The sequence below is a fragment of the Janthinobacterium sp. genome (genome assembly GCF_031995485.1).
Lineage (GTDB): Bacteria > Pseudomonadota > Gammaproteobacteria > Burkholderiales > Burkholderiaceae_D > Janthinobacterium.
Map to the genome: position 1 here is coordinate 1 of NZ_DAMAGB010000070.1, position 21555 is coordinate 21555.

Annotated in this window: 16 protein-coding genes and 1 pseudogene; 10 read left to right on the forward strand and 7 right to left on the reverse strand. The window is 63.8% G+C overall.

Features of this window, described 5'->3' with window-relative positions; genetic code table 11:
• The first annotated feature begins 31 nt into the window (after positions 1 to 31).
• Complete coding sequence (locus tag RTQ46_RS25850; RefSeq protein WP_312440467.1) at positions 32 to 2563, forward strand: FtsX-like permease family protein; 2532 nt, start codon at positions 32 to 34, stop codon at positions 2561 to 2563.
• Between the two features lie 9 nt (positions 2564 to 2572).
• On the opposite strand, the gene RTQ46_RS25855 is transcribed toward RTQ46_RS25850, so the two are convergent.
• Positions 2573 to 3580, reverse strand: coding sequence for a response regulator (locus tag RTQ46_RS25855; protein ID WP_312440468.1), 1008 nt, complete (start codon positions 3578 to 3580; stop codon positions 2573 to 2575).
• Positions 3581 to 3583: 3 nt separating this feature from the next.
• Entirely contained in the window at positions 3584 to 4846 is a 1263-nt protein-coding gene (locus RTQ46_RS25860; protein WP_312440469.1) for a HAMP domain-containing sensor histidine kinase, read from the reverse strand.
• Between the two features lie 195 nt (positions 4847 to 5041).
• Between RTQ46_RS25860 and cqsA the strand changes: the two genes are divergently transcribed.
• From cqsA to rmuC, 3 genes are read left to right on the forward strand one after another with little or no spacing between them, the layout of a single operon-like run.
• On the forward strand, positions 5042 to 6289 hold the full coding sequence (gene cqsA, locus RTQ46_RS25865) for an alpha-hydroxyketone-type quorum-sensing autoinducer synthase (RefSeq protein ID WP_312440470.1): 1248 nt from the start codon (positions 5042 to 5044) through the stop codon (positions 6287 to 6289).
• Between the two features lie 39 nt (positions 6290 to 6328).
• The gene (locus tag RTQ46_RS25870) at positions 6329 to 6724 is read left to right on the forward strand and encodes a group II truncated hemoglobin (protein WP_312440471.1); all 396 of its coding nucleotides are present in this window, start codon (positions 6329 to 6331) and stop codon (positions 6722 to 6724) included.
• Between the two features lie 4 nt (positions 6725 to 6728).
• The gene (gene rmuC, locus RTQ46_RS25875) at positions 6729 to 8102 is read left to right on the forward strand and encodes a DNA recombination protein RmuC (protein ID WP_312440472.1); all 1374 of its coding nucleotides are present in this window, start codon (positions 6729 to 6731) and stop codon (positions 8100 to 8102) included.
• 2 nt (positions 8103 to 8104) lie between these two features.
• On the opposite strand, the gene RTQ46_RS25880 is transcribed toward rmuC, so the two are convergent.
• The 4 genes from RTQ46_RS25880 to RTQ46_RS25895 all read right to left on the reverse strand — a co-directional run bounded on the left by RTQ46_RS25880 (position 8105) and on the right by RTQ46_RS25895 (position 15710).
• Positions 8105 to 9019: an MHFG family PEP-CTERM protein gene (locus RTQ46_RS25880; RefSeq protein ID WP_312440473.1), complete on the reverse strand. Its 915-nt coding sequence runs from the start codon at positions 9017 to 9019 to the stop codon at positions 8105 to 8107.
• 298 nt (positions 9020 to 9317) lie between these two features.
• Complete coding sequence (gene glp, locus RTQ46_RS25885) at positions 9318 to 11159, reverse strand: gephyrin-like molybdotransferase Glp (RefSeq protein WP_312440474.1); 1842 nt, start codon at positions 11157 to 11159, stop codon at positions 9318 to 9320.
• A 65-nt stretch (positions 11160 to 11224) separates the two neighbouring features.
• Positions 11225 to 12346, reverse strand: a complete 1122-nt coding sequence (gene moaA / locus RTQ46_RS25890) for a GTP 3',8-cyclase MoaA (RefSeq protein WP_312440475.1) — start codon at positions 12344 to 12346, stop codon at positions 11225 to 11227.
• A 142-nt stretch (positions 12347 to 12488) separates the two neighbouring features.
• Positions 12489 to 15710: an Rne/Rng family ribonuclease gene (locus RTQ46_RS25895; RefSeq protein ID WP_312440476.1), complete on the reverse strand. Its 3222-nt coding sequence runs from the start codon at positions 15708 to 15710 to the stop codon at positions 12489 to 12491.
• A 678-nt stretch (positions 15711 to 16388) separates the two neighbouring features.
• Here RTQ46_RS25895 and RTQ46_RS25900 point away from each other — a divergent pair.
• The 4 genes from RTQ46_RS25900 (at position 16389) to RTQ46_RS25915 (ending at position 19532) form a co-directional block, all read left to right on the forward strand.
• Entirely contained in the window at positions 16389 to 17384 is a 996-nt protein-coding gene (locus RTQ46_RS25900; RefSeq protein WP_312440477.1) for an RluA family pseudouridine synthase, read from the forward strand.
• 89 nt (positions 17385 to 17473) lie between these two features.
• Entirely contained in the window at positions 17474 to 18133 is a 660-nt protein-coding gene (locus RTQ46_RS25905; protein ID WP_312440478.1) for an HAD-IA family hydrolase, read from the forward strand.
• Positions 18133 to 18507 (forward strand): Rieske 2Fe-2S domain-containing protein, encoded by a 375-nt coding sequence (locus RTQ46_RS25910; protein ID WP_312440479.1) that lies wholly within the window; start codon positions 18133 to 18135, stop codon positions 18505 to 18507. Before RTQ46_RS25905 ends, RTQ46_RS25910 begins: the two co-directional genes overlap by 1 nt.
• A gap of 32 nt (positions 18508 to 18539) precedes the next feature.
• Positions 18540 to 19532 (forward strand): S49 family peptidase, encoded by a 993-nt coding sequence (locus RTQ46_RS25915; protein ID WP_312440480.1) that lies wholly within the window; start codon positions 18540 to 18542, stop codon positions 19530 to 19532.
• A 344-nt stretch (positions 19533 to 19876) separates the two neighbouring features.
• Here the strand turns inward: RTQ46_RS25915 and RTQ46_RS25920 are convergent, their stop codons facing one another.
• Entirely contained in the window at positions 19877 to 20245 is a 369-nt protein-coding gene (locus RTQ46_RS25920; RefSeq protein WP_312440481.1) for a hypothetical protein, read from the reverse strand.
• Positions 20246 to 20462: 217 nt separating this feature from the next.
• Between RTQ46_RS25920 and RTQ46_RS25925 the strand changes: the two genes are divergently transcribed.
• Both RTQ46_RS25925 and RTQ46_RS25930 read left to right on the forward strand, forming a co-directional pair.
• Positions 20463 to 21173, forward strand: a complete 711-nt coding sequence (locus tag RTQ46_RS25925) for a 16S rRNA pseudouridine(516) synthase (protein ID WP_312440482.1) — start codon at positions 20463 to 20465, stop codon at positions 21171 to 21173.
• A 105-nt stretch (positions 21174 to 21278) separates the two neighbouring features.
• Positions 21279 to 21555, forward strand: a pseudogene (locus tag RTQ46_RS25930) (fumarylacetoacetate hydrolase); the annotation flags it as partial.

Sequence of the window (21555 nt, forward strand, 5' to 3'; positions counted from 1 at the left end):
CCACACTAACTTCGCATAAAGACCCGCCGCCATGCTCCGCCTCTCCCTCAACATGACCGGGCGCGACTGGCGCGCCGGGCAACTGCGTTTCCTGCTGATCGCCCTGATCGTGGCTGTCGCCGCCCTGTCGGCCGTGGGCTTTTTTGTCGACCGCCTGCGCGCCGGCCTCAATCGCGACGCGCACCAGCTGCTCGGCGCCGACCTCGTCATCAGTGCCGACCAGCCCGTCAGCGCCGCCTGGCGCGCGCAAGCCCAGCGGCGCGGCCTGAACCTGGCCGACACGGTCACGTTTCCCAGCATGGCGCAGGCGGGCGAGGGCGAGCAGTCGCTGTCGCAGCTGGCCTCCATCAAGGCCGTCTCTGCCGGCTATCCGCAGCGCGGCAGGCTGAAAATCACCACCATTACCAGTGACGCGCTGGACGCCGTCGGCAAACCGACGGATCAGGTGCCGGCGCCCGGCACGCTGTGGGTCGACGCGGCAATATTGTCCGCCTTGAACGCCAAGCTGGGCGACACCTTGAGATTGGGCGACAAGAAATTTACCGTCACGCAGCTGATTGCCAGCGAGCCTGACCGTGGCGCCTCGTTCCTGAACTTTGCCCCGCGCGTGATGCTGCCTTTGGGCGACCTGGCCGCCACCGCGCTGGTGCAGAACGGTTCGCGCGTGTCGTACCGGCTGCTGCTGTCGGCGCCGGCCAGCAAGGCTGCCGAGATTGCCGGCTACCAGGCGTGGGTGGAACAGCAGATCAGCAAGCAGGCCATCAAGGGCGTGCGCGTCGAATCGATCGAGTCGGGCAACCCGCAGATGCAATCGACGCTGGACCGCGCCGACCGCTTCCTCTCTCTGGTGGGCCTGCTGTCGGCGATGCTGGCGGCGGTGGCCGTGGCGATGGCGGCGCGCCGTTTCATGCTGCGCCACCTGGACGCTTGCGCCATGCTGCGCTGCCTGGGACTGACGCAAAACCAGGTCACGGCCATGTATGTGATCGAATTTCTGATCGTCGGGCTGGTGGGCAGCGTGATCGGCGTGGCGGTCGGTTTCGGCGGCCACCTGGTGTTGCTCGAATTGCTGGGCAAACTGGTGCAAAGTGACTTGCCGCCCGTGTCGCTGCTGCCGGCGCTGCAGGGCGTGGCCACCGGCATCCTGCTGCTGCTGGGGTTTGCGCTGCCGCCGATTTTGCAGCTGCGCAACGTGCCGCACAACCGCGTGATCCGCCGCGAACAGGAGCCGCCGCAGGCGCTGGCGCTGGCCACCTACGGCCTGGGCATTGCGGCCTTTGTGGTGCTGCTGCTGTGGCAAGCGGGTGACGTGAAACTGGCGCTGCTGACGGCGGCCGGTTTCCTCGGCGGCTTTGCGCTGTTCGGCCTGGCCGGCTGGCTTGGCATCAAGTCCCTGAAAAGCCTGCGCGGGCTGGTCAACCATCAAAGCTGGCGCTTTGCCGTGACATCCCTGCAGCGCCGGCCCGGCGCCACCGTGATCCAGGTGGTGTCGCTGGCGCTGGGCCTGATGGCCCTGCTGCTGCTGACGGTGGTGCGCGGCGACCTGATGGTGGCCTGGCGCGCCGCCACGCCGGCGGACGCGCCGAACCGCTTCATTATCAATATCCTGCCGGAACAAAAGGATGCGATCGCTGCTCGCCTGGCGCAGGCCGGTGTGGTCAACGCGCCGCTGTATCCGATGATACGGGGCCGCCTGGTGGCGGTGAACGGCAAGACGATCACGGAACAGACGTACGAGGACGACCGCGCCAAGCGCCTGGCCGACCGCGAATTCAACCTGTCGACAATGGCGCGCATGCAAGAGCAAAACCAGCTGGTCGCCGGCCAGTGGTTCAGCGGCAAGCCCGGTGCGCCGGCCGAAGCGTCGGTGGAAGAGGGCATCGCCAAAACCTTGAACCTGAAGCTGGGCGACAGCATGCGCTTCGATATCGCCGGCCAGCCGGTGGAAGCGCGCGTGACCAGTTTGCGCAAGCTCGAATGGGGCTCGATGCGCGTCAATTTCTTTGTCATCATCAACCCCGAAGCGATGGCGGACACGCCGCAGACCTGGATCACGGCATTCCACCTGCCGGCCGCGCATGGCGACCTGGGCAACGCGCTGACGCGCGATTATCCGAATCTGACGGTGGTTGACGTGGGCGGCATCCTGAAACAGATCCAGGCCGTGCTCGACCAGGTGGTGACGGCGGTCGAGTTCCTGTTCGCGTTCACGCTCGCGTCGGGCCTGCTGGTGCTGTACGCCGCGCTGATGGGCTCGCAGGACGAGCGCACGCGCGAGGCGGGCCTGCTGCGTGCCCTGGGCGCCACCCGGCGCCAGCTGGCGCAGGCGCAGCTGATCGAGTTCTCGCTGGTGGGCGCGCTGGCCGGTTTGCTGGCGGCATCGGGCGCGGCCGCCATGGGCTGGGCGCTGGCGACGTACCAGTTCAAGTTTGCCTGGAGCTTTGCGCCGGGCGTGTGGGTCTTCGGCCTGCTGGCCGGCGCCCTGTGCGCGATTGCCGGCGGCTGGCTGGGACTGCGCAACGTGCTGAAACATCCACCGCTGCAAACCTTGCGCGAAGCCTGAACAAGTCATTCAGGCAGCCAGGCTTTCCTGCGCCTGCGCCCGCAGGAACTGCGCATACGGCACCACCGGCTGGCCCAGCTGGTGTGCCGGTACCTCGAACAGGGCCCAGTAATATGTTTCACGGCCCACGCAGACGGTGGGGGCGGCGCAGTAGCGGAACCAGTTTTCGCCAATGCTGCGGGCATACATGCCGTCGCCGTGCGCATCGGAGAAGTAGGGTATCACGCGTTTTTCCAGCAAGGCCCGCAGCAGGGAATCCGGCGCGTCGCTGTCGCGTGCCATCTCGTACTGTGTGTGCAGGCTGTGTTCGGTTTCGATGATCATCAGCCGCGCCTGGCCGTCGCGGGTAAAGAACAGGATGCCGCCGGGATTGGGGAAGATATAGTGTTCGACAAAGCCGTGGCGGTGGCACAGTTCGGACACCACCGCCGCCATCGCCTCGTCCTGCAGGAAATGGTAATCGTGCAGCAGCAGCAGGTCGCGCACCGTGTCCGACTGCTGCAGGAAAAATTCGCGCTGCAGGCCGACGATCTCGTGCTCGAGGATATCGAGCGCATCGTCGTCGCTCTTCTTGATGTAGCGGTCGATCAGGCCCCGGTTGAAGGCCGTCACGGCCACTTTTTCATCGGCAGCGCCGGTAAAGAGAATCTTCTTGCACGGCAGGTCGCGCACGGCCTGGCAAAATTCCAGTCCGTTCATCTGCGGCATCGAATAGTCGATCACCAGCACCGACGGCGTGGCAAAGCGCTGCGCCTGGCTGCTGATGCGCCAGATGCGTTCCAGGTCGAGCGCCACGTTGTACTGGTCCGGCGGCAGGTTTTGCGTGTCGAAGTTGACGTGCAGCGGCGTTTCGCCGCGCGGGCTGCTGTGCCGCAGCCACCGCAGCGCCGTGCTGGTGTCGTGGAAGGTCTTGCGCGCCAGTGCCGGATCGAGCTGGAACGCCAGGCTTTTCAGGAACGAATCGCTGTCGTCGATCAGGACCGTCAGGGTCGGATGGGTATATACGGGCAGCATCATGCGTCACCTTGCGAGAGAGGGCGGTTGTAAGCGTAAGCGGGCTGGTACCGGCTGGGGAAACTCGACGATAAAGATGGCATACGCATGCTCGCGCGAGACGCAGCGGATGCGCGCCTGCCAGGCATCGACGATCTGCCTGCACAGCGCCAGGCCGATGCCGCTGCCGTTGTGTACCGGATAGGAATAGAAGCGCTCGAAGATCAGCGGCAGCCGGCTGGCGGCGATGCCGCAGCCGGTATCGATGACGAGCAGGCGCGGCACGGTGCGCGCGCCATCGATGATGATGCGCACGCGGCCCTTGCCGGCCCGCTGCACCGCCTTGAGCGCATTGCGCAGCAGGTTGAGCAGGATCACCACGCACAGTTCGTCCTGGCCGGCGAACTGGAAATCGCTGCGCACGTCGACGCTCACGGCGGCGCGCTGCGCGTCGCTGGCAAACGGGTAGCGCTTGAGCACGGCATTGACCATTTCCAGCATCGACAGCGTCTGGTTCGGTTCGAGCTTGCGGTTGACGGCGCTTGCGCTGAGCAGGAACAGGTCGATCATATGGTGCATGTGGCGCACCTCGAACACGATGCGTGCCAGCGCCTGTTGCACCGCCTGGTTTTCTTCGCCATCCGCGCCCGGCTGCTGCGGCATCAGGCGGCGCAGGCCGCGTACATTGGCCTCCACGCTGGCCAGCGGGGTGCGCAATTCATGCGCGACCGAGCCGAGCCCGGCTGCCATGCCGGCCAGCTTTTCCTGTTCCAGCACCTTGCGCCCCACTTTCACCACCGACAGGGCGGCGATGGTGAACCAGTGCACGGGCAGTTGCTCCAGCACTTCACGCTGCAGCAGGAAAGCGCCTTCGCCTTCCAGCACGACCGCCAGGCACGCGGCCAGCGTTCCGATCAGGTAGGCGCGGCAGGCCAGCCCCGTTTCAAAATGGAACAGCACCACCAGGCCGATCAGCAGCGACTCGCTCCAGATCGACGAGGCATGGTTCATCACAAACATGAAGGTAAAAAAGAAGGGCAGGATATAGCTGAGGGCAAACAGCAGATACAGCGACAGCCAGCGTTCGGGCAGGCGGCGCGCAAACAGGCCGATGGCGCAGATGGCCGCGCCCGTCAGGCGCAAGCTCAGGTTTTCATAGGCTTGTGGAAAAAAATACTGCCACAACAAATAATACACCGGCATGCAGACCATGCCCACCGCTGCCAGCAGGGCCACCCTGCCGGCCAGGTGTTTCGGCGAGGCACGTTCATGCAACAGCGATGTCACCATACGCCGCCGCCATTGTTGCCAACCTGCTTGCCAGTGCTGCGCCATGACTTCGCCTTGCTACTTGTCAAGACATTATGATCGGCGCAAATCCATGTAAGTTGAGGGCGATCTGGCAGATAATTGATATACATCAATGGTAAGTTTTGCTAACCAGTCAATGTTTTATTTTATAATAAAAATTGCCTAGGGGAAAACATGACTACCGCATCCTCCGTCCTCAGCTCTTCCTTTGCACGCGCCGAACATTGCCTGCCCGACTACATCACGCAGCGCATGGATGCGCATCACATCACCCGCATCGAACAACTGCTCGGTGGCCAGCATCCGCATGCCTGGCAGCCGACGCCGCGCGACGCGATTTTTTTGGCGGGCAACGATTACCTCGATATCGCCGCCGAACCGACACTGGTGGGCGCGCAGATTGCCAGCCTGCAGGCCAGTGCGGGCGAGCTGCTGATGTCGGCCGTCTACTTGCAGGAAGGCAGCGCCCAGCACCGGCTGGAAAGCCGGCTGGCCCGTTTCATGGGCGCCGAAGACGGCATCCTGGCGCAGTCCGGCATGGCCGCCAATGTGGGCCTGCTGCAATGTATCGCCAGCCCCGGCATTCCGGTGTACCTGGACATGCAGGCCCATGCCTCGCTGTGGGAGGGCGTGCTGTCGGCGCAGGCGCAGGCGGTGGCTTTCGTGCATAACGATATGGCCCACCTGCGGCGCCAGGTCCACAAGCATGGCCGCGGCATTATCGTGGTCGATGCGCTGTACAGCACCAATGGCAGCCTGGCGCCGCTGCTGGAATTGCTCGACATCGCCGAAGCGAACGACTGCGTGGTGGTGGTCGACGAGTCGCATTCGCTGGGCACGCATGGCCCGGGCGGCGCCGGGCTGGTGGTGCAATGGGGGCTGGAGCACCGCGTGCATTTTCGCACCGCCTCGCTGGCCAAGGCCTTTGCCGGGCGGGCCGGCTTTATCAGCTGTTCCAGCCGCTTCAAGGGATATTTCCTGTCCGAATCGCGGCCGGCCATCTTCAGTTCCTGCCTCCTGGCGCACGAACTGGCGTGGTTCGACGCGGCGCTCGATTTCATCCGGCAGGCCGACGGCCGGCGCGCCACGCTGCGCCGCCACACGCAGCGCCTGCGCGCGGGATTGACCGAACTGGGCTACAACGTCAGCGACGGCAGCGAGCAGATCATCGCACTGGAAGCGGGCAGCGAACCGGCCACGCTGGCCTTGCGCCAGGCGCTGGAGCGGCATGGCATTTATGGCGCCATGTTCTGCGCGCCGGCCACCGCGAAAAACCGCGCGCTGGTGCGCCTGACGCTGAACGCCGGCCTCGACGATGCGGCGGTCGACCAGGTGCTCGATGGCTGCGCGGCCATCCGCGCTGAAGTGGACCTGGAACACTGGTCGTCCACGCGCCGACTGCGCAAGCTGGCGCTGGTTTAGCCTCAACAGGCGATGGCCGCTTGCGCTATCATGGCGGCCATGACCGATACCACTGCCCCTACCTTGTACCAGACCATCGGCGGCGCCCCCGTGCTGCGTGAAATGGTCGACCGCTTTTATGACCTGATGGAACTCGAGCCCGAGTTTGCCGGCATCCGCACCATGCATCCAGGCTCGACCGAGGGCTCGCGCGACAAGCTGTATTTCTTCCTGACCGGCTGGATGGGCGGGCCGGATCTGTATATCGAGAAATTCGGCCACCCGCGCCTGCGCGCACGCCATTTGCCGTATGCGATCGGCACCAGCGAGCGCGACCAGTGGCTGCGCGCCATGGCCTGGGCCATGGAAGACACCGGCATCGAAGAATCCCTGCGCGTGCGGCTGATGGAATCGTTCTATCAGACGGCCGACTGGATGCGCAACAAGCCCGACTGATCCCATGAACACCATCGAGTTCTACAGCCTGCTGGGCGCCGCCGCTGTCGCCATTGTCTTGTTGATCTTGCTGTTGCTGCGTCCGCGTGGCGCTGCGGGTGACGGCGCCACCACGCTGGCGCTGGTGCAGCAGCACCAGGCGCAGAGCCTGGAGCGCATCGACCGGGTCGAGCGCGAAGTGCGGCTGCAGCTGCAGGCCTCGGCGCAGGCCACCCGGCAGGACCTGGCGGCCGGGCTGGCGCAGTTCCAGGCAGCGACGCTGCAGCAGCTCGACAGCCTGCGCACGCAAATCCAGGCGCAGGGCAAGGTCGGCCGCGAAGAACAGGCGCAAAGCCTGGCGCGTTTTGCCGACAGCACCAGCCAGAGCCTGGCCCAGCTGACCGAATCGAATGCCCAGCGCATGCTGGAAGTGCGCGCCACGCTGGAAAACAAGATCCGCGACCTGCAGGCCGACAATGGCGCGCGCCTGGAAGAGATGCGCAAGACGGTCGATGAAAAACTGCATGCCACGCTGGAAACGCGTTTGAGTGCCTCGTTCCAGCAGGTATCGGAACGGCTGGAAAAAGTGCACCAGGGACTGGGCGAAATGCAGCAGCTGGCGCTGGGCGTGGGCGACCTGAAGCGGGTACTAACCAACGTCAAGACACGCGGTACCTGGGGCGAAGTGCAGCTGGAAATGCTGCTGGAGCAGGTGCTGACCGTCGAGCAGTATGCGAAAAACGTCGAAACCGTGCCGGGCAGCGGTGCGCGCGTCGAGTTTGCCTTGAAATTGCCGGGCCTGGTCGATGGCGGACCGCCGGTCTGGATGCCGATCGACGCGAAGTTCCCCAAGGAGCAGTACGAACGCCTGGTCGAATCGGCCGAGCGGGCCGATGCCGAGGGCGTGGCGCTGGCGGGGCGCGAACTGGAGCGCGCCGTGCGCGGCGAAGCCAAGACCATCGCCGACAAATACCTGCTGCCGCCGAAGACCACCGACTTTGCCATCCTGTTCCTGCCGACCGAGGGCCTGTATGCCGAGGTGATGCGCCGCCCGGGCCTGGCCGACGACTTGCAGCGCGTGCACCGGGTCAGCATTGCCGGTCCGTCGACCTTGACCGCCTTGCTCAACAGCTTGCAGATGGGGTTCAGAACGCTGGCGCTGGAAAAGCGCTCGTCGGAAGTATGGCAGGTGCTGGGCGCCGTGAAGACCGAGTTCGGCAAGTTTGGCGAAGTGCTGTCGCAGACGCGCCTGACGCTGGAAAAGGCGGCCCGCAATATCGAAAGCGCCGAAGTGCGCAGCCGGCAGATGGCGCGCAAGCTGAAATCGGTGGAAGCGTTACCGGGGGACAGCGCCGCCTTGCTGCTGGGCGAGGCGGACCTTACTTCGCCCGACGCCTAGCGTCAGCTCTGTTTCCTGCGGCGCAAGACGCTGCAGCCGATCAGGGCCAGACCGGCCAGCAGCATGCCCCAGGTTTGCGGTTCCGGCACGGCAGGCAGTACCGTGGGGCTGGTGGGCGTCGACGGCAAAATGACCGTCGGTTCCAGCGGATGCTGTATGACAAAGCTGGAGCCATCCGTGCCCGGCAAGATCCCGTTGCCACCGCCACCGCCACCGCCGCCACCTGTGGCGGGTGGCGAACTGCGGCTGGCCACTTGCAAGCCGTTGTAGGACAGGAACGGTGGGCTGGCGTCGGAGGAGGGCATGGTGCCGCCGGTGGCCGAGCCGCCGCGCAAGGCATCAGGATTATCGATCATCGGCACGCCAGCTGGCGCTGCCGTGGCCGCAGGGGCTGCGGCAGGGCCAGACGCGCCCGCACCGGGGGCGCCGCCACCTGCCGCTCGCGGTGCTGCGGCGGAGACTTGCGTAATACGGCTGACATTGCGGCACACGGTCGGCACCAGGATGCACTCGCCCTGCACGCAGTAGACCAGGCCACGCTCCTCCATCCGGTCGGTCCAGCCCGCCCGCGTGACATCGCGGCAGACGCGGCCCTGGCCGAAATGCATCTCGCTGATGCGCGCGTCGTAGTTCTGCTTGCCGCGGATGGCATCGCGCTTGATCACCACGATTTCGTCATATTGGCGTGCACGCATGCGCTGCTTCAATTGTTCACGCACCTGCGGCGCGATATCGGTATAGCGGTCGACAGCGGCCACCACATCGCCCATGTAGGGATCGGCGCCGGGCCGGTTCCAGCTGCAATGATCGAGGTCGCCGCGGATGGCACCTTTGGCGCTGGCGGGCAGAGGCGCCAGCAACAGAATACTGAACATGAACAGCACGCCCAGGATACAGGCGCGGTATGGCCACGTCATGTGTTGTGCTGCTTGTTTCTTGTAGAAAATCATGTCGAAATTGAACTATTGAGGTGAGTAACGATGTTATCACCAAAGAAACTTCAATATCAACGAATAAATAAAATAATGATAATACCTGTTGTAATTATTTACATCATATGTGCGCGAGCGAACCCAGCAGTGGATATGTCTGCTTGCTCATGCGGAATACTCGACCAGTGGCGTAGCCTGATGGAAATAGATGGAAGCGGCGAGCTGGCGCCGGCCCGGCCAGGCAAGCCGGCGCCATGGCACGGACAGAAGGAGGAAGGTGGAATCAGGTCAGGCCGTGAAACAGCACGATGTCGACCGGGTCGCCGGCCGCCACATTGCCTTGTCCTTCATGCAGCACGATCATGCAGTTGGCCTGCGTCATCGAGCGCAGGATGCCGGAGCCTTGCGCACCCGTCACGCGCACCTGCTGGCACCCTTGCGCATCGCGCTCGAGAATGCCGCGCTGGTATTCGGTGCGTCCGGGCTTCTTGCGGATCGCCGCTTGCGCCGGCACGCTCAGCATGGGCAGCTCCTGCGGCTGCGCGCCCATCAGGCGCAGCAGCGTGGGGCGAGCCAGGAAATAAAAGGTCGCCATCACGGCCACCGGGTTGCCGGGCAGTCCCAGCAGCAGGGCCGAATGGCCGTCCGACCGGATCTCGCCGAACGCCATCGGCCGGCCCGGACGCATGTTGATCTGCCAGAACGCTACCTTGCCCAGGCGGGCCAGGATGTCGCGCGTGTAGTCGGCCGCGCCGCTCGACACGCCGCCCGAGGTGATGATGACGTCGGCCCTGGCGCAGGCGTCGCGCAGCGCCGCTTCCAGCGCATCGGGCTGGTCCCTGACCATGCCCATGTCGAGCAGTTCGCAGCCCAGGCGGCTCAGCATGCCCAGCAGGGTATAGCGGTTGCTGTCGTAGATGCTGCCCGCGTCGAGCGGTTCGCCCGGCGAGCGCAATTCGTCGCCGGTGGAAAAAAATGCCACGCGCAGGCGGCGCCGCACCGGCACGCTGGCAATGCCGAGCGACGCCAGCAGGCCCAGTTCGGCGGGCCCCAGCAGTTTGCCTTGCAGTAGCGCCGGCTGGCCCTGCATCAGGTCCTCTCCCTTGAAGCGGCGGTTGTCGCCAGGCCGGATGGTGTCCGGCCGCAAGGTGATGGCGTCCTCGCCGAGGTGCGCCACCAGTTCCTGCGGCACCACGCTGTCGCAGCCGGCCGGCATCACGGCGCCCGTCATGATGCGCGCGCATTGCCCGGCGCCGACCGGTACCGTGCCGGGTCGCCCGGCCAGGATGGTGTCGACCACGCTCAGGGTGACGTGCGCGCCACCAGCCAGGTCGGCACCGTGCAGCGCATAGCCATCCATGGCCGAATTGTCATGTGCGGGCACGCTGATCGGCGAAACGATGTCGGACGCCAGGATGCGCCCCAATGCCTGCGCCAGCGGCAACTCTTCCACTGCCATGACGGGGCTGGCGCTGCCAGCCAGTAGCGCTTGCGCCATCTGCACCGGCATGCCGGCCGCTTCCAGGCCGGCCAGGTCTTCTGGCGTATTGATGTTGCGAAACGCAGCGGCCTCCTCGAACAGCACTTCAGCCAGTTTCAGATTGCCATGCCATGTGCTGACGCGGCGCTCGCCGCTGGCCAGATACGCGTCGAGCTGCGGCAGGGCGGAGGTCCTGACCAGGCAGAAAACCGGATGGCGCCGGCGTTGCGGCTGGCCGGTGGCGGGATCGGTTTCTTCGGTGACGGCGATCGCCAGGTCGGCATCCTGCGCCAGCAGGCCGGCCGCCAGGCGGGCCGCCAGGTCCGGCGGCAGCAGCGGCGAATCGCATGGCGCCGTCAGCAGATACGGCGTGACGGCGCGGCGCAGGCCGCTCTGCAAGCCGGCCAGCGGACCGCAATGGCCGGCCAGCTCGTCGGGCCAGACCGGCAGGCCGAAGACGGCATAGCTGTCGTGATAGTCGTTGACATTGAAGGCGAGCGGGCCGACCTGCGGCGCCAGGCGCTGCAGCACATGCTGCGCCAGCGGCTGGCCGTACAGCGGCAGCATGCCCTTGTCGCGCTGGCCCATGCGCGTGCCCTGGCCACCGGCCAGGATCAGGCCGGTAATATCGTGTTTGTCGATCATGCGAAATGCTTGCAGTGGTGATGCCAGCCGCCATGGTAGCAGCGGCGGGGCCGGACAGGCAGCAATCAGCCGCCGATATACGACATTTCCACTTTCTTTTTGCCTGGCTCAAGTGCGGCGCCGCCCAGTACCGTCTGGCTGCTGCGCAATTCGGAATAGCGGTCGCCGCGCCCGCGCCACAGCTGCGCCACGGCGCTGGAAATTTCCGCGTCGCTGCGTCCGTCGCGCAGCAAGGCGCGCAGATCGTGGCCGCTGCTGGCAAACAGGCAAGTGTATAACTTGCCTTCGGTCGACAGCCGGGCGCGGCTGCAGTCGCTGCAAAATGCCTGGGTGACGCTGGAAATCAGGCCAATCTCGCCGCCGCCATCGAGGTAGCGCCAGCGCGCCGCCGTCTCGCCCGTGTAGTTCGGATCGATGGGTTGCACCGGCATGTGTGCGCCGATGCGGCGCGCTACCTCGGCCGACGGAATCACTTCGCGCAAGTCCCAGCCGTTCGAAGCGCCCACGTCCATGTATTCGATAAAACGCAGGATATACGGCGTGCCCTTGAAGTGGCGCGCCATCGGCACGATTTCCTGCTCGTTCATGCCGGCCTTGACCACCATGTTGACCTTGATGGGACCGAGGCCCACCTGGTGCGCCACGTCGATGCCGTGCAGCACGTCGGCGACGGCAAAATCGACATCGTTCATGCGCCTGAAGGTGGCGTCGTCGAGCGAGTCGAGCGACACGGTGACGCGGTTCAGCCCCGCATCCTTCAGCGATTGCGCTTTCTTTGCCAGCAGTGAACCGTTGGTGGTCAGGGTCAGGTCCAGCGGCTTGCCCGAAGGCGTGCGCAGTGCGGCCAGCATGCCCACCAGCCGTTCGATATGCTTGCGCAGCAGCGGTTCGCCACCGGTGAGGCGGATCTTTTCCACGCCGTGCTCGACGAACAGGCGCGCCAGGCGCGTGATTTCCTCGAACGACAGCAGCGCCGTATGCGGCAGGTAGACATGATCCTTGTCAAAAACATCTTTCGGCATGCAATACACACAACGGAAATTGCAGCGGTCGGTAATCGAGATGCGCAGGTCGTGCAGCGGCCGGCCCAGGCGGTCGGCCACGCTGCCGCTGGGCTGTTCCAGCCGCTGCGGGACGGCCACGGCGCCATTGCGGGCATTGGCCAGGTAGATGATCTTGTCAAGCATAAGGGGATGGCGGGCAGTAGAAAGCGTTCAAGGCAGAACGATAGCACGCCGGCGAAAATGCCACAGGCGGATGGCCATTTTGTGGCGTGCGGGCACAAAAAAAGGGAAGCCGAAGCTTCCCTTTCATTATTGCAACGACATCTTATGGACGCTGGGTATTGACTTGCACCAGCGGTTCATCCGATTGCGGCGGCAATGGCTTGCGTTCGCGCGGCTTGCGTACCGGCGGCACGGCCTTGGCCGCCGCTTCCTGCGCCAGGCGCAGTTTTTCCGGATCGGTGGCAGCCAGGGTCAGGCCGGCCGAACCGAGCACGGCGTCCAGGTCCAGTGGCGCGGCTGCTGGTGCGGCGGCAACTGGCGCAGGCGCCGGCACCGGAGCAGCAGCAACTTCGGCAACTTCCGCTGGTGCTGCGGCAACAGGTTCGACCACGGCCGGAGCTGCTTCGGCAACTGGCGCGGCAACTGGTGCCGGTTCGGCTGCAGGAGCCGGCTCGGCAGCAACTTCAGCAGGTGCTTCGGCAACCACTTCCGCCGGGGCCGGCGCTGCCGGCGCTTCCACCGCTTTTTCGGCAAAGCTGTACTCGGCCGCTGGCGCAGGTTCCGCGTCGGCTGGCACAGCTTGCGCTGCGGCAACTACGGCTTCGGCTGGCGCTTCCGGCACGATGACTTCGGCTGGCGCTGGTGCTGGCTCTTCGCCGACTGCGGCTGGAGCAACTTCTGTAGCAGCTGGGGCAACTTCTGGCACAGCTTCCGCAGCAGCTTCAGGAGCGGTCTCGACAACTGCCGCCACTTCCGTTACTTCCACCACCTTGGCCACTTCGACCACATCGACGATCACGGCATCGGCTTGCGGCACCGGCGTGGCGGTCACTTCCACCAGCGCGGCGGTGGTGACGATGGCCAGCGCAGGCGCTGCTGCTTCGTCGGCCGGCGCAACCGTGAAGCTGACGGCTGGTGCGTCCTGGCCGTCGTTCTCGCCGTTTGCCGATTCGATCAGCTCGCCTGTTTCACGGTCGCGGCGATTGCGGTTGCGGCCACCACGGCGGCGGCGGCGGCGCGGTTCTTCGCCTTCGCCTTCGGTTTCTTCTTCGCCTTCAGGGCCGGCATTCGCCGCAGTCTTGACCAGGCTGGTTGGCGCTGGCGTTTCGGCGGCAGGACCGTTCGAGGCCACGATCACATTGACCGGCGTGGCGGTAGCACCCACGGCGGCCAGTTCTTCGGCCTTGAACTCGGCTTTCAGTTCGGAACCGGCCGGCTTGTCGCCGCGCGGTTCGCGCGCTTCACGCGGCTGGCGTGGCGGACGCTCGGCACGCTCAGGACGTTCTGCACGTTCCGGACGTTCCGCGCGCTCGGGACGCTCGCCCCGTTCGGCGCGTTCGCGTGGCGCTGGCGCCGTCAGGTCGCCTTCACGCGGCTCGCGTGGCGGACGCGGAGGGCGTGGCGGACGCACGGCTTTTTCCAGTGCTTCGGCTTCCTTGGCGGCATCGTCCTGGGCCGGACGGCCCTGGCCCGGTTCGCGCTCGTCGCGGCCCGGTTTGCCGTTGCGGCCACGGCCACGCGGGCCACGGCTGTTGCGGTCGCCGCGGTCCGGCGTCGCTGCCGGTTTTACAGGCGCGACAGGTGCCGGGGCAGGCGCCACCGGTGCCTGCGGGCCATTGAAGAAGCTCACGACCTTGGCCCAGAAGCCTTGCGGTGCGGGCGGCGCCACCACCGGTGCCGGCTTGACTTCGACCGGCTTGCGCTCGACCATCGGTGCTGGCTGGTCAGGGGTGATCGTCTTGACGACGGCTTCCTGGCGCGGCTTGGCTTCTTCCTTCTGGCGCTTGCTGTAGGCCATGTCGGTTTCGGCGCTTTCGGCCAGGTTGTAGCTGGCCTGGCTGTCTTCCAGACGCGGATCGTCGTGCTTGATGCGTTCGAGCTTGTAGTGCGGCGTTTCCAGATGCTTGTTCGGGATCAGGATCACGGCGATGCGGTGGCGGTTCTCGATTTTCAGTACTTCGCCGCGCTTTTCGTTCAGCAGGAAAGCGCCCACGTCCACCGGTACCTGCACGTGGATGGTGGCCGAGTTTTCCTTCATCGCCTCTTCCTGGATGATGCGCAGCACCTGCAGGGCGGACGATTCGGTATCGCGGATGTGTCCCGTGCCCGAGCAGCGCGGGCAGGTCACGTGCGAGCCTTCCGACAGCGACGGGCGCAGGCGCTGGCGCGACAGCTCCATCAGGCCGAAGCGCGAAATCTTGCCCATCTGGACGCGGGCACGGTCATGGTGCAGCGCGTCTTTCAGGCGCTGTTCCACTTCACGCTGGTTCTTGGCCACTTCCATGTCGATGAAGTCGATCACGATCAGGCCGCCCAGGTCGCGCAGACGCAGCTGGCGCGCCACTTCTTCGGCCGCTTCGCAGTTGGTGTTGAAGGCGGTCGTTTCGATGTCCGAGCCGCGCGTGGCGCGCGCCGAGTTGACGTCGACCGAGACCAGCGCTTCGGTGTGGTCGATCACGATGGCGCCGCCCGATGGCAGCGGCACGGTGCGGCTGTAGGCCGTTTCGATCTGGTGTTCGATCTGGAAGCGCGAGAACAGCGGCACGTCGTCGCTGTAGCGCTTTACACGGTGCACCATGTCGGGCATCACGTGGCTCATGAACTGGTGGGCCTGGTCGTAGATCTCGTCGGTATCGATCAGGATCTCGCCGATATCGGGCTGGAAGTAGTCGCGGATCGCGCGGATCACCAGCGACGATTCCTGGTAGATCAGGAAGGCGCCGTTGGCCGACTTGCCGGCGCCTTCGATGGCGCGCCACAGTTGCATCAGGTAATTCAAGTCCCACTGCAGCTCATCGACGTTGCGGCCGATGCCGGCGGTGCGGGCAATCACGGACATGCCGGCAGGCAGGTCCAGTTTATCCATGGTTTCGCGCAATTCCTGGCGCTCTTCGCCTTCCACGCGGCGCGATACGCCACCGCCACGCGGGTTGTTCGGCATCAGCACCAGGTAGCGGCCGGCCAGCGAGACGAACGAGGTCAGGGCGGCGCCCTTGTTGCCGCGCTCTTCCTTTTCGACCTGGACCATGATTTCCTGGCCTTCGCGCAGCGCTTCCTTGACGGAGGCGTTACGCACATCGACGCCTTCGCGGAAATACGTGCGGGCAACTTCCTTGAAGGGCAGGAAGCCGTGGCGGTCTTCGCCATAGCTGACGAAGCACGCTTCGAGCGAAGGCTCGATGCGCGTGATCACGCCCTTGTAGATGTTGGATTTGCGCTGTTCGCGCCCGGCTGTCTCGATATCGATGTCGATCAGTTTTTGTCCGTCGACAATCGCTACGCGCAGTTCTTCTTGCTGCGTGGCATTAAACAACATGCGTTTCATTTTTATAACTCCGCGACCCGTAGGCCATCTCAAAGCCGCTTCCTGGGAAGCGGCGAAAGTACAGGGATATACGCGAGAACGGGAGTGATGGCGGGGGGAATGCCTAATTGTGCGGAGCAACAACGCATATACGTTACGGCCGCAACAGGCGCGGTGAGGTCGATCGACATGCCGAGTGACATGACACCTGTACTCATCTGATGCAGCCCGGATGGCGGGGGCAGAGAAGGCAGGCGGTCAGCAAATTCAGAGCCAAAGCGTAAGCCGGCTCACCTACTGGAATCGCGATGGCGAGGCTTGGCCTCAGCCTTATTCATCGACAACCCTCAATAGTGTGGCTTCATACGGGGTTTGGCGAAAACGGCAAGCGTTATCAACATCATCAACCCGCGAGCCCGACTCGATAAGTCGCGCTAACGGGTACTTATCCTTTTAATCCAGATCACTCTCTTCAGCATCCCCGCGTTTATCCGATTACAACTACGGTGCAACCTTGATAGTCGCGAGGGTGGTGCGTATACGTTTTTTTCCACCGAATTTGCAATTTGGCGAGGCCGGTGGAGACGCCCCTGTGTAAAATGTGCTTTTATTCTTACACCAGCAGCAGCCAGGGCCGCAGCAAAACAATTATATATTCAAAATGAAGGACTTAGAGAGATTTCTGGGAAGACATAGTAAATGAAGAGTCAAAATGATGTTGTTCCCCCTTCAACACCCCCGGTTCAGCCGCAAGCCCAATTCGTTACCATCGCTGAAGAAGAGGCAGGCCAGCGCATCGATAACTACTTGTTAAGAGTGTGCAAGGGAGTGCCTAAAAGCCATATCTACCGTATCCTGCGGTCGGGAGAAGTGCGGGTCAACAAAGGCCGTATCGACCAGCTGTACCGGCTGGCCGAAGGCGATGTGGTGCGTATTCCACCGGTGCGCGTGGCCGAAAAGGCGCCGACCGGCGCGCCGGCCGCCGAATTCAAGATCATCTTCGAAGACGCGCAGATGCTGGTCATCGACAAGCCGGCCGGCGTGGCCGTGCATGGCGGCTCGGGCGTGTCGTTCGGCGTGATCGAACAGCTGCGCGCTTCGCGCCCGGACGCCAAGTTCCTGGAACTGGTGCACCGGCTCGACCGCGACACGTCCGGCTTGCTGTTGCTGGCGAAAAAGCGTTCGGCGCTGACCAACCTGCACGAACAGATGCGCGACGGCGTGACCGACAAGCGCTATCTGGTGCTGGTGGCGGGCGACTGGAAGAACGCGCGCCAGCATATCAAGCTGCCGCTGCACAAGTATACGACCGCCGAAGGCGAACGCCGGGTGGCGGTGCAGGCCGACGGCCTGGCCTCGCACACGGTATTCACACTGTTGCATAAATATCACAATTTCGCCTTGCTGGAAGCGGAGCTGAAAACCGGCCGCACCCACCAGATCCGCGTTCATCTGTCTTCGTCGGGCTTTGCCATCGCCGGCGACGACAAATACGGCGATTTTGCCCTCAACCGCGCCCTGCTGAAAGCCGATGCCACACGCGGCGCCCTGAAGCGCATGTTCCTGCACGCGCACCAGATCACCTTCGTGCACCCGGAAACGGGCAAGACGATGACCCTGAATGCGCCGCTGGCCGCCGAGTGCGAGCGTTTCTTGGTAAGCTTGGGCAAACCATTGGCTGTTGCTGCCCGTTAAGCACCGTCAAGCATCGCGGGACTACTCACAAGGTAGTCAGCGGTCAACCTTCACCATTCAAGGAGCCGGCGGCTGGATCGTCGGGAAACATGGCAAGAAAGCAATTTGATCTGATCGTCTTCGATTGGGACGGTACCCTGATGGACAGCACCTCGGCCATCGTCCGCTGCATCCAGGCGGCGGCCAGGGACCTGGGCTTGCCGGTGCCGAACGACCTGCTGGCCTCGCACGTGATCGGGCTGGGCCTGCAGGAAGCCATGCAGCTGGTAATGCCCGATGTCGAGCCGCGCTACCAGGCACGCATGGTCGAGCGCTATCGCCATCATTACCTGTCGCGCGACCATGAACTGGTGCTGTTCGACGGGGTGCAGGAGATGTTGCTGGACCTGTCGCAGAACGGCTATTTCCTGGCGGTCGCCACCGGCAAGAGCCGCGTCGGCCTGAACCGTGCGCTCAATGCCGTCAAGCTGCTGTCGCTGTTTGACGCCACGCGCTGCGCCGATGAAACATTTTCCAAGCCCCATCCTGCCATGCTGCAGGAACTGACGCGCGAGCTGGGCCAGGACATGCGCCGTACCGTGATGATCGGCGACACCAGCCACGACTTGCTGATGGCAAGTAACGCCGGCGCGGCCGGCATTGCCGTCGAGTATGGCGCCCATCCGGCATCGCAGTTGCGGGAATGTCAATCCATTTATTCGGCAGCCAATGTGGCGCAGCTGCACGAATGGCTGAGCGAGCACGCGTGATGGCGAACGTGCAAGAGAACCTGATCTGCGCCGCCGACGCCGTGGCCGAGGGCGGCAAGGGCGTGCGCTTTCCCGTCTTGGCTGGCGGCGAGGCGACCACCGGCTTTGTGGTGCGCTACGACGGCAAGCCCTACGGCTACCTGAACCGCTGCGCCCACGTGCCGATCGAACTCGACTGGGCCGAAGGCGAGTTCTTCGAGTCGAGCGGCTTGTATCTGATGTGTTCGACGCATGGCGCCATCTATGTGCCGGACAGCGGGCTGTGCGCGGGCGGCCCGTGCAAGGGCGGCCGGCTGCGCCCGATCGCGGTCAGCGAACGCGACGGGCAGTTGTACTGGCAGAGCGACGAGTACGTCACGCCGCGCGAGGCATAGGGCCAGGCGCGGTCTTCCAAGTAAAGTGAATCATGAGCGATAACCTGAACGACAAACCAGCAGCAGCGGGGCCTGCAATTCCCGGCAACAGCCAGTGGGAACGCGCGGTGCTGGAAAAGCTGGTGTTTGCAACATTGCAAGAGCAACGCGCGCATCGCCGCTGGAGCATCTTCTTCAAGGTATTTGGCCTGCTGATCGTGCTGTTCGCGCTGTGGGTGTTTTATGACTATAACAATATGGGCGATACCGAAACCCTGGGCCGCCATACGGCGCTGATCGATATCAGCGGCGAAATCGACGCCGAAGGCGCCGGTTCGGCCGCGGTGGTGATTCCGGCGCTGGACAAGGCGTTTTCCGACAGCGGTTCGGTGGCGGTGGTGCTGCACATCAACAGCCCTGGCGGCAGTCCGGTACAGGCCGGCATGATTGTCGACGAGATGCTGCGCCTGCGCAAAGGGTATCCGGACAAGCCTTTATATGTGGTGGTCGATGAAATGTGCGCCTCGGGCGGCTATTACATCGCCGCCGCCGCCGACCGCATCTATGTCAACAAGGCCAGCGTGGTGGGCTCGATCGGCGTGCTGATGGATGGCTTCGGCTTTACGGGCACGATGGAAAAAGTCGGCGTCGAGCGCCGCCTGCTGACGGCCGGCGAGAACAAGGGTTTCATGGATCCGTTCAGTCCGCTGAGCGAGAAGCACAAGGCGCATGCACAGGGCATGCTCAATGAAATCCACCAGCAATTCATCGCCGTGGTGCGCGCGGGACGCGGCAAGCGCCTGAAGGAAACGCCGGAAACGTTCTCGGGCCTGTTCTGGACCGGCGCGCGCGCCGTCGAGATGGGCCTGGCCGACGATTTCGGTACGGTCGACAGCGTGGCGCGCGATATCGTCAAGGCCGAAGACATCGTCGATTACACGCAGCATGAAGGCTTGCCGGAGCGGGTGCTGAAGAAATTCGGCGCGGCCATGGGCGCCGGCGCCATGAAGGCGGCCGTAAAGCAGGCCCAGCCATCACTGCGTTAAGTACCGCGTTCATGCTCCGATGCATGAGAATCAATTTCAACGTACTGCGATTTTGCCTTGAAAATCTTGCTGTATGGTCTATATTGAAAGCGTAGTTCTTCTCAAGGGAGGGTGATATACATCAACTATGTTGTCAGTACGAACTTGATCTGTATGTCTTTGAACTACTTGCTGCATCGACGATGCGGTTTTGAGTGAATTTATATTCCTCACTAAAGTCCCGAAGGGACTTGGGAGCGGCGGCGCAATGCCGCCGTTTCCTTTTGTGCTGCCGTTGGCCGATTGGTTGGCCGATTATCTGGCTGGCCCGCAGCAAGAATGTGGAGCATGGCTGGCGGCACCGTTCAGGCTGGACAGTTATGGCAGGTATCAGGCAAGGCTGGCGTATCCGCTGGCCTGGCGGCCGGCTGATGGCTGGTGACAGGCTGCGTGGCCAGAACAAGGGGTTCGGCAACCCCGGATTCCTCCAGCGCTTGGGCAAAACCGCCGTCGGCCAGCCAGCACAGGAAATGGCATTGCGCGGCAGCGTGCCACGCGCGCTGGCTGGCCGCCATGGGCGGCGCGAGTTCCCTGTCATTGTGGTTGCTGCTCAATTCGCCGCGCCAGCGCGCCACGCCCAGTTGCACCTTGTGCATGGCGGCCTGTTCGCTGGCGATACGGCTGCGCATCTGGTCTATGTTGTATTGCAAGGTAATGGAGGTATGTTGTTTCATCTGCTATTCCTTTCAGCCTGCCTTAATTCCTAACGCTCATTAGGCCGATTCCTAATGATGTTTCAGTCTATCAATGCAACATTCTTGATGCTTGACATATCTCAAAAGAAACAGCTACTGTGAGGAAAAACAGTCCTTGCGGTCTGGCATATCTGTGCATGAGCGGTATCGGCCGTGCATCTTCACGCTGCCTGCCGCATCTGTTAAAGTCACGCCCATGAGTAAATTATCCCTAGACCGCATCCTGCAATCGCAGGGTTTTGGTACCCGCAAGTATTGCCGTTCCCTTATCGACGATGGCGATGTCGTTATCGATGGCGTCACCCAGACCAATTACCGCACCACCGTCGAGACCGATGGCCTGGTGCTGCACGTGTTCGAAGAAGAATGGGTGTACCGCCAGCATCTGTATCTGGCCTTGTTCAAGCCGGCCAACTTCGAATGCTCGCGCAAGCCCAGCCATCACCCTGGCGTGTTGACCCTGTTGCCGGAACAGTTCACCTGGCGCGAAGTGCAGCCGGTCGGGCGGCTCGACCACGATACGACCGGCATGCTGCTGATGTCCGACGATGGCCCGTTTATCCATGCACAATCGTCGCCGAAGCGGCATGTGCCGAAGATTTACCAGGCCACCACGCAGGAGCCCGTCACCGATGAACTGGTGGCCCTGCTGCTGGCCGGCGTGCAGCTGCATGACGAGCCGGCGCCGCTGGCGGCGCTGGTCTGCGTCAAGCGCGGCGAGCACCAGCTGGAAATCGTGCTGGAGCAAGGCAAGTACCACCAGGTCAAGCGTATGCTGGCCGCCGCCGGCAACCATTGCACGGCCCTGCACCGTTCCGCCATCGGCAGCCTGACGCTGGAGTCGCTGGGCATCGCCGAAGGCGAGTGGTGCTACCTGACGCCGGAACAGATCGCCTTGCTGGCCTGATTCACCCCGCATGCGAAGTGCCGGGGGGCGGACCCTGAGGGGCCGACCCCGGATTTGCTGCGGGGTTTAACAAGCTGCAAAGCCGAATCCATCATCTGAGAAGTTATGAAATTAGCAACATTGAAGGACGGCACCCGCGACGGGCAGCTGGCGGTTGTCTCGCGCGACCTGAAGACGGCGCATCTGGCCGACGGCATCGCGCCGACCCTGCAAAAGGCGCTTGACGACTGGACTTTTATCGCGCCCCAGCTCGACCTGCTGTACCAGACCATCAACAGCGGACGCGGCCACCGCGCCTTCGAGTTCGACCCGGCCAACTGCATGGCACCGTTGCCGCGCAGCAGCCTGCGCGTAGCCGGTAGCGCCTACCTGCAGCAGGTCG

Coding starts and splice junctions, on each gene's coding strand:
- RTQ46_RS25850 (WP_312440467.1), top strand. CDS start 32: ATGCTCCGCCTCTCCCTCAACATGACCGGGCGCGACTGGCGCGCCGGG.
- RTQ46_RS25855 (WP_312440468.1), bottom strand. CDS start 3,580: ATGATGCTGCCCGTATATACCCATCCGACCCTGACGGTCCTGATCGAC.
- RTQ46_RS25860 (WP_312440469.1), bottom strand. CDS start 4,846: ATGGTGACATCGCTGTTGCATGAACGTGCCTCGCCGAAACACCTGGCC.
- cqsA (WP_312440470.1), top strand. CDS start 5,042: ATGACTACCGCATCCTCCGTCCTCAGCTCTTCCTTTGCACGCGCCGAA.
- RTQ46_RS25870 (WP_312440471.1), top strand. CDS start 6,329: ATGACCGATACCACTGCCCCTACCTTGTACCAGACCATCGGCGGCGCC.
- rmuC (WP_312440472.1), top strand. CDS start 6,729: ATGAACACCATCGAGTTCTACAGCCTGCTGGGCGCCGCCGCTGTCGCC.
- RTQ46_RS25880 (WP_312440473.1), bottom strand. CDS start 9,019: ATGACGTGGCCATACCGCGCCTGTATCCTGGGCGTGCTGTTCATGTTC.
- glp (WP_312440474.1), bottom strand. CDS start 11,159: ATGATCGACAAACACGATATTACCGGCCTGATCCTGGCCGGTGGCCAG.
- moaA (WP_312440475.1), bottom strand. CDS start 12,346: ATGCTTGACAAGATCATCTACCTGGCCAATGCCCGCAATGGCGCCGTG.
- RTQ46_RS25895 (WP_312440476.1), bottom strand. CDS start 15,710: ATGAAACGCATGTTGTTTAATGCCACGCAGCAAGAAGAACTGCGCGTA.
- RTQ46_RS25900 (WP_312440477.1), top strand. CDS start 16,389: ATGAAGAGTCAAAATGATGTTGTTCCCCCTTCAACACCCCCGGTTCAG.
- RTQ46_RS25905 (WP_312440478.1), top strand. CDS start 17,474: ATGGCAAGAAAGCAATTTGATCTGATCGTCTTCGATTGGGACGGTACC.
- RTQ46_RS25910 (WP_312440479.1), top strand. CDS start 18,133: ATGGCGAACGTGCAAGAGAACCTGATCTGCGCCGCCGACGCCGTGGCC.
- RTQ46_RS25915 (WP_312440480.1), top strand. CDS start 18,540: ATGAGCGATAACCTGAACGACAAACCAGCAGCAGCGGGGCCTGCAATT.
- RTQ46_RS25920 (WP_312440481.1), bottom strand. CDS start 20,245: ATGAAACAACATACCTCCATTACCTTGCAATACAACATAGACCAGATG.
- RTQ46_RS25925 (WP_312440482.1), top strand. CDS start 20,463: ATGAGTAAATTATCCCTAGACCGCATCCTGCAATCGCAGGGTTTTGGT.